A 6,829-nucleotide genomic window follows, 5' to 3' on the forward strand; every position below is an offset into this window, starting at 1 on the left:
GACCGGGCTGCTGGTGCGCTGGCTCGCCGGCGAGGGCGTCCGGCTCGTGCGCACCTCGACGCCGTGGGCCGAACCGCTGCACGGCGCGGGCGGATGGACCGACTGGCTCGACCGGGCCACCACCGCCACCGAACTCGAACGCCTCGCCACGTCCGACGGGCGGTGACGCACGGGCCCGCACCCGCACGGGTGGGGGCGGCACCGGCGTACCGTCAGCGCCACGGAGCCGTCCGGACACACTGGCGACACCGTCCACACCGACCGACCCGAGGAGGTACCCCCGTGATCACCGCGATCGTCCTGATCCACGCCGCGACCGACACCATCCCCGAGGCCGCACGCACGATCGCGGACATCGACGGCGTGTCCGAGGTCTACTCGTGCGCCGGGGATGTCGACATGATCGCGATCGTGCGTGTCTCCGGCCACGAACAGCTGGCCGACCTCATCCCGGGCCGGATCGCCAAGGTCGACGGTGTCCTCGACACCGACACCCACATCGCGTTCCGGTCGTACTCCAGCGCCGACACCGAGTCCGCCTTCGAGATCGGCATCGACGAGGGCTGAGCCGACCACCCGGAGCAGGCCGACCACCCGGCACGAACACCCGAAAGGGCCGCCCACCACGGGGGTGGACGGCCCTTTCCGCTGTCGTCCGCTGGACGTCGTGCGTCAGCGTTCGCTCGACGAGCCTGCCTGTTCCGGCTGCGGCGCCTCCAGCTCACCGGACTCGGGGTAGTCCCCGTGCTCGGTCTTGGCCCGCTCCAGCGCCGCCGTCTCCTCCGGCGGGTCCGGCGTGATCCACGAGCCGGGCACCGGTTTGCCCGCCGTGCCGAGCTTGTTCATCTTCTTCGGCACCGACGCACCCTGATACTCCAGCGGGATCGGGTGCCCGTGCTCGTCCACCGGGCCGAGCGGCTGGTGGACCTCGATGAACTCACCGTGCGGCAGCCGCTTGATGATGCCGGTCTCCACCCCGTGCTCCAGCACCTCGCGGTCGGAGCGCTGCAGGCCGAGACAGATCCGGTAGGTGACGTAGTACGCCAACGGCGGCAGCAACAGCAGCCCGATCCGGCCCGCCCAGGTCATCGCGTTCAGCGAGATGTCGAACTGGTAGGCGACGATGTCGTTGAACCCGGAGATCTCCAGCACCATGAAGAACGTCAACGCCATGACGCCGAGTCCCGTGCGCACCGGTGCGTCCCGCGGCCGTTGCAGCAGGTTGTGGTGCGCGGTGTCCTTGGACAGCTTCCGTTCGAGCAGCGGGTAGGCGAGCAGCAGCCCGAACAGCAGCCCCATGCCGATCGCGCCGGCGAAGAACACCGGCGGGACCGTGTAGTCCCCGAGGTAGAGCTCCCAGGCGGGATAGATCCGCAGGATGCCGTCCGCCCAGGCCAGATACCAGTCGGGCTGGGACCCCGCCGAGACCTGTGACGGGTTGTACGGCCCCAGGTTCCACACCGCGTTGATCTGGAACAGGCCGGACATCAGGGCGGTGAAGCCGGTGACCACCGCGAACCAGGCGCCGCCCTTGAGGGCGAACACCGGCATGATCCGCACACCGACGACGTTGGACTCCTTGCGCCGCACACCGGGGAACTGGGTGTGCTTCTGGTACCACACCAGCGCCAGGTGCACGGCGACCAGCGCGAGCATGATCCCGGGGACGATCAGGATGTGCAGGGCGTACATCCGCGGAATGATCACCGTGCCGGGGAACTCGCCGCCGAACAGCGCCCAGTGCGCCCACGTACCGATCACCGGGACGGACAGCGTGATGCCGGACAGGGTCGCCCGGACACCGGTGCCGGAGAGCAGGTCGTCCGGCAGCGAGTAGCCGAAGAAGCCCTCGAACATGCCCAGGATGAGCAGCAGCGCGCCGATCACCCAGTTGGCCTCCCGCGGCCTGCGGAAGGCGCCGGTGAAGAACACCCGCATCATGTGCACCATCATCGCGGCGACGAAGATCAGCGCCGCCCAGTGGTGCAGCTGCCGGATGAACAGCCCGCCCCGGACCTCGAACGAGATCTCCAGCGTCGACTCGTACGCCCGGGTCATCTCGACGCCCTGCATGTTCGTGTACGGGCCGTCGTAGACGACCTCCGCCATCGACGGATCGAAGAACAGCGTCAGATAGACCCCGGACAGGATCAGGATGATGAAGCTGTAGAGGGCGAGCTCCCCGAGCAGGAAGGACCAGTGCGTCGGGAAGACCTTGTTCATCTGGTGCCGCAGCCCACGCGCCAGGTGGTAGCGCTGGTCGGCGTTCGTCGCCGCCTCACCGGCCTGCTTGGACAGGAACCCGGATCCCTTCGTCGGCGTGGTCAGTGAGCTCATGACGCGCGCTCCCAGTAGGCCGGCCCGACCGGTTCATCGAAATCGTGCCGGGCGATGAAGTACCCGTCCTCGTCCACCGTGATCGGCAGCTGCGGCAACGCGCGGGTCGCGGGGCCGAAGACAGGCTTGGCGTACTGCAGTACGTCGAACTGCGACTGGTGGCACGGGCACAACAGCCGGTTGGTCTGCTGCTCGTACAGCGAGGCCGGACAGCCGACGTGGGTACACACCTTCGAGTACGCGTAGTACGTACCGTAGTTGTAACCTTCCTGGCCCGCACGCTGGACGACCTGCTCGGCGTCCTCGGTGCGCAGCCGGATCAGCAACACCGGGCTGTCGGCCCGCTTGAGCGCGACGGCCAGTGCGTGGTCATCGTTCCGCTCGGACTCGCGGAACGGCCAGACCGTCTCCATCCCGCCCGCGTCGAGGTCCTCCGGACGCACCAGCGAGACGTCGTGCGGGTTCCCGGTACTGCGGCGCAGATAGACCTTCTCGCCGGGGAACTGCTTCTTCCACGCGGTGTGCGCCAGCGAGTCCTTGCTCTCCGGGTTCGCCCACGGGTCCTCGATGAACCCGGCCAGCGGCAGTGCCACCGTCCCGAGGCCGAGGACACCGGCACCGGCACCGGCCGTGCGCTTGATCATCGAGCGCCGGGCGATCGTGCTGCGCTCACCGCTGTCGGACAGCTGCGCGAGGATCGTCTGCCGGTCGATCGCGTCCGACCCCTCGCCCATGTTGTCGGAGCGCTGTTGCACCGCCAGCTCGTCCGGGACGAACCGCTTGGTGTAGAGCAGCACGGCCACCGACAGCGCGAGCACGGAGATGCCCAGGGTGATCCCGAGCATCGGGGTGTACCAGCTGTACCAGAAGTGCGCGCTCTCCTCCGACGGCGGCGCGTACTCGGACGGCCAGAAGATCAGGGCCGCGAGGAAGGCGAGCCCGAACACCGCCGAGACCGCGAACCACAGCGCCACCGAACGCTCGGCGCGCTTCTCGGCCCGCGTGCCCTCCACCGGCCACGGGTCCGGATAGTTGACCAGCTCGACACCGTCGAGCCCGCCACCGAGCTCGACGAGCTCGTCGCGGCTCATGCGCGACAGCTCCTCGTCGGAGGGCCGCTCCCGCGGCTCGTTACCGCTACTCATGCTCTCTCGAACCTGCCTCGCTCCGCTCCGTGTGCGGGACGCGGACGCCCCGCACCGTCTGCCTTCGCCACCGACCGCGCCCGGCCGGCCTGCCGTACCCGCGGATCACCGATCCGTCACGCCCTCGACCCGATCCAGAGCGTCGCGCCGACCAGGGCACCGATCCCGACGACCCAGGCGATCACGCCCTCCGAGGCCGGGCCGAACCCGCCGAGCCCGTTGCCGCCCGGGTTGTTGTTCCCGTCGGAGACCGACTTCACGTAGGCGACGATGTCCTTCTTCTCCTCCGGGCTGAGCTGGCGGTCGGAGAACTTCGGCATGTTCTGCGGGCCGGACTGCATCGCCGTGTAGATCTCGGACTCGTTGGCCGGGCCGAGCTCCGGTGCGTACTTGCCCGCCGACAGGGCCCCGCCCTGGCCGGTGAAGTTGTGGCAGGACGCGCAGTTCAGCCGGAACAGCTCCGCACCGCGTGCGGGGTTCGTGCCGTGCAGCGCCTCGCCGGACTCGGCGGGCCGCTCCGGGCCGCCGCCGTTGGCCTGGATGTAGGCCCCGAGGGCGTCGATCTCCTCCGGGGTGAGCCGGGGCGGCTTCCGCGCGGCCTGGGCCTCCTGGCGCACCATCGGCATCCGGCCGGTCGAGGTCTGGAAGTACACCGACGCCTCGCCCACGCCGACCAGCGACGGGCCGCGGTCCTGCACACCCTGCAGGTTCGCGCCGTGGCAGCTGATGCAGGTGTTGTTGTAGATCTCCTCGCCCTTGCGCAGCAGCGCCGGATCCTCCTGCGCCTGCGCCGTCTGCGGTTCGGGGACGAGTGTGGCGTACAGCGCTCCCGCACCGAGCAGGGCGACCCCGAGCGCGAGGACGCTCGCCATCCGGCGGCGGAACTTCGTGCGACGGCCCGCCCGCCTCGCCGACGCGGCCTCGGTGTTCGTACTGGTGGTCATCTTCTGCGGCAACCCTTGCTGTCAGTTCGGCCTTGCTGTGCGCCCGGCCCTCGGTCCGGCCGGGCGGGTCGTCAGGGAAGGATGTAGATCACACCGAACAGGCCGATCCACACGATGTCCACGAAGTGCCAGTAGTACGAGACCACGATCGCGGAGGTCGCCTGTGCGGGGGTGAACTTGCTCAGCCGCGTCCGGATGAGCAGGAAGACGAACGCCACCAGGCCGCCGATGACGTGCAGCCCGTGGAAGCCGGTCGTCATGAAGAAGACCGTGCCGTAGGCGCCGGACGGGATCGTCACGCCCTCGCTGACCAGCATCATGTATTCGTAACCCTGGCCCAGGACGAAGACCGTGCCCATGAGCAGGGTCACGAGGTACCAGCGGCGCAACCCGAAGACGTCCCCACGTTCGGCCGCGAACACGCCGAGCTGGCAGGTGACCGACGACGCCACGAGAATGATCGTGAACGGCAGCGCGTAGCTGATGGCCAGGTGGATCGGCTCACCGGTGGCCGGGTTCGGTGGCGGCCACACGCCGGTGTCGTTCTGGGCCTTGACCGTGAAGAACATGGCGAAGAGGCCAGCGAAGAACATGAGCTCGCTGGACAGCCACACGATCGTGCCGACACTGACCATGTTCGGCCGGTTGAGCGAGTGCGCCCGCTGGCTGATGGAAGGAGCTGCCGTTGTCACGGCTCGCATTATGTCTCCCCCTCCCCGGTCCCCGCAGATCGGGTCCTACGGAGGGTCGTGGATCGCAGGTCGGGACCGGTGAACCCGCTGGGTATCCACGGGGTTCGAGGGTTAGCATGGGGCCGGTCACCACCACCGACGCCCGGAGGACACGAGGATGAGCGAGCCCGCGACGACGATCCTGGTTTTCAGCCACCGGGCACCGGTCCGTGAGTCGATCATCAACGCGATCGGTCGTCGTCCCGCTTCCGACCTGGGCAGAGTCACCTACGTGGAGGCCGACGGGGTCGCCGACGTGCTCAGCTGGATGGACTCGGGTGACATTGATCTCGCCGTGCTCGACGGTGAGGCACAACCCACCGGCGGCATCGGTCTGTCCCGGCAGCTGAACCACGAACTGGACGACTGTCCGCCGATCGTGGTGGCCGTGCGCCGCGCGGACGACCGATGGCTGGCGACCTGGTCGCAGGCCGACGCCGTGCTGGTACACCCGCTGGACCCGTTGACCGCCGCGGAGACGGTCGCGGACGTGCTCCGTTCGCACCAGCGCCCCACCGTCCGCGGATGACCGGTCGCGGGCACGCGACCGTGCCCGACGGCACGGACCCCGGAACGATCCGGACGTGCCGCCGGGCCCCGTAGTCCCCCGGACCGCCGCACGGTCGGCGGTCCCCGTAGGAAGTGATCCGGTCGGTTCCCCGTCGGCCCTGCCGACGCGGAGGACGGTCACCGGTTCCGGAGAGCGACGATGTCCGAACACACCTGGCCCTCGGTCCTGAGTGCCCTCATCGAGCGCACCGACCTGTCCGAGGAGGGCACGGCATGGGCCATGGACCAGGTGATGTCCGGCGAGGCCACGCCCGCGCAGATCGCGGGGTTCGCGGTGGCGTTGCGCGCCAAGGGCGAGACGGCCGCCGAGATCGCGGGCATGGCGCGCGCCATGCTGGCGCACGCACGCCGGGTGGAACTCGACGTCCGGACCGTCGACATCGTCGGCACGGGCGGCGACCGCTCCGGGTCGGTCAACATCTCCACGATGACCGCACTGGTGGTGGCGGCAGCGGGCACCCCCGTGGTCAAGCACGGCAACCGCGCCGCGTCGTCGAAGTCCGGTGCGGCCGACGTGCTGGAGGCGCTCGGCGTCCGCATCGGGGCCGAGCCGGAAGAGGTCGCCCGGAGTGTCGGCGACCTCGGCATCGGCTTCTGCTTCGCCCCGGCCTTCCACCCCGCCCTCCGGCACGCGGGCGGGCCCCGCCGGGAGCTGGGTATCCCCACCACGTTCAACCTGCTCGGACCGCTGACGAACCCCGCGCAGCCCCGGGCCGGGCTCATCGGGTGCGCCTACCCGGACAAGACCCGGGTGCTCGCCGAGGTCTTCGCCCGGCGGGGGGACAGCGTCCTGCTGGTGCGCGGGGACGACGGTCTCGACGAAATCACCACGACCACCACCAGTTCGGCCTGGATCATCACCGGGGGCGGGGTGAGCACCGGCACGATCGATCCGACCGAGCTGGGGATCCCACTCGTCGGGCCGGAGGCGCTGCGCGGCGGGGACGCCGAGACGAACGCGGAGGTGGCACGGCAGGTGCTGGACGGCAAGACCGGACCGGTCCGGGACGCGGTGCTGCTCAACGCCGCGGGCGCCCTCGCCGCCCACGCGGGCTTCTCCGGTGACCTCACCGCCGACCTGCGGGCCGGCCTGGGCCGCGCC

General features: G+C 69.8%; 7 protein-coding genes. 3 read left to right on the forward strand and 4 right to left on the reverse strand.

Features of this window, described 5'->3' with window-relative positions:
- Positions 1-282: 282 nt before the first annotated feature.
- The gene (locus SACPADRAFT_RS0213065; protein WP_007025857.1) at positions 283-567 is read left to right on the forward strand and encodes an Lrp/AsnC family transcriptional regulator; all 285 of its coding nucleotides are present in this window, start codon (positions 283-285) and stop codon (positions 565-567) included.
- Positions 568-672: 105 nt separating this feature from the next.
- Here the strand turns inward: SACPADRAFT_RS0213065 and qcrB are convergent, their stop codons facing one another.
- From qcrB to ctaE, 4 genes are all read right to left on the reverse strand, one after another.
- Positions 673-2,337, reverse strand: a complete 1,665-nt coding sequence (gene qcrB, locus SACPADRAFT_RS0213070) for a cytochrome bc1 complex cytochrome b subunit (RefSeq protein WP_007025858.1) — start codon at positions 2,335-2,337, stop codon at positions 673-675.
- Positions 2,334-3,482, reverse strand: coding sequence for a cytochrome bc1 complex Rieske iron-sulfur subunit (gene qcrA / locus SACPADRAFT_RS0213075; RefSeq protein ID WP_007025859.1), 1,149 nt, complete (start codon positions 3,480-3,482; stop codon positions 2,334-2,336). Before qcrA ends, qcrB begins: the two co-directional genes overlap by 4 nt.
- 116 nt (positions 3,483-3,598) lie before the next feature.
- The gene (qcrC, locus tag SACPADRAFT_RS0213080) at positions 3,599-4,426 is read right to left on the reverse strand and encodes a cytochrome bc1 complex diheme cytochrome c subunit (RefSeq protein ID WP_007025860.1); all 828 of its coding nucleotides are present in this window, start codon (positions 4,424-4,426) and stop codon (positions 3,599-3,601) included.
- Between the two features lie 71 nt (positions 4,427-4,497).
- On the reverse strand, positions 4,498-5,127 hold the full coding sequence (ctaE, locus tag SACPADRAFT_RS0213085) for an aa3-type cytochrome oxidase subunit III (protein WP_007025861.1): 630 nt from the start codon (positions 5,125-5,127) through the stop codon (positions 4,498-4,500).
- A gap of 148 nt (positions 5,128-5,275) precedes the next feature.
- Here ctaE and SACPADRAFT_RS0213090 point away from each other — a divergent pair, with 148 nt between their 5' ends.
- Both SACPADRAFT_RS0213090 and trpD read left to right on the forward strand, forming a co-directional pair.
- Positions 5,276-5,686 carry a hypothetical protein gene (locus SACPADRAFT_RS0213090; RefSeq protein WP_007025862.1) on the forward strand — a complete coding sequence of 137 codons (411 nt, stop codon included), beginning with the start codon at positions 5,276-5,278 and terminating at the stop codon, positions 5,684-5,686.
- A 180-nt stretch (positions 5,687-5,866) separates the two neighbouring features.
- On the forward strand, positions 5,867-6,829 hold a 963-nt coding region (gene trpD, locus SACPADRAFT_RS27500; RefSeq protein WP_007025863.1), incomplete at its 3' end, for an anthranilate phosphoribosyltransferase.

The organism is Saccharomonospora iraqiensis subsp. paurometabolica YIM 90007 (assembly GCF_000231035.2).
Taxonomy (GTDB): Bacteria; Actinomycetota; Actinomycetes; order Mycobacteriales; family Pseudonocardiaceae; genus Saccharomonospora; species Saccharomonospora paurometabolica.